General features: G+C 66.6%; 1 pseudogene. It reads left to right on the forward strand.

From position 1 onward, the window contains the following. A pseudogene (locus tag CVH10_RS18705) lies at positions 1–181 on the forward strand (ammonium transporter); the annotation flags it as partial. Positions 182–341: the final 160 nt, after the last annotated feature.

Below are 341 nucleotides of genomic sequence, written 5' to 3' on the forward strand. Positions count from 1 at the left end.
GATCGGATCGCAGCTGACCACGCAGGTCATCGCGGTGGTCACCACCATCGTGTGGGCGACGATCGGCACGGTGATCGCCACCTATGCCGCCAAGGCGCTGACCGGGCTGCGTGTCAGTGCGGAGGTCGAGCGCGAAGGCCTCGACCTCGGCGAGCATGGCGAGCGCGCCTACAACAGTTGACGAAATTGCGGCGGCGGGACGGCCCGCCGCCGCTCACCAGGTTCCTCCTGCGGACACACCTCGACCCGGTACGGCAACGTACCGGGCCTTTTTTTCGTTGATGAAGGCAGGCGTCGCGGCTTAGCGCGGCAGTCGAATCGCAAACATCGTCGGCCAGCGC

Origin of the sequence: Halomonas sp. ND22Bw (assembly GCF_003011945.1) — a bacterium.
In the GTDB taxonomy this organism is placed as follows: Bacteria; Pseudomonadota; Gammaproteobacteria; order Pseudomonadales; family Halomonadaceae; genus Halomonas; species Halomonas halophila.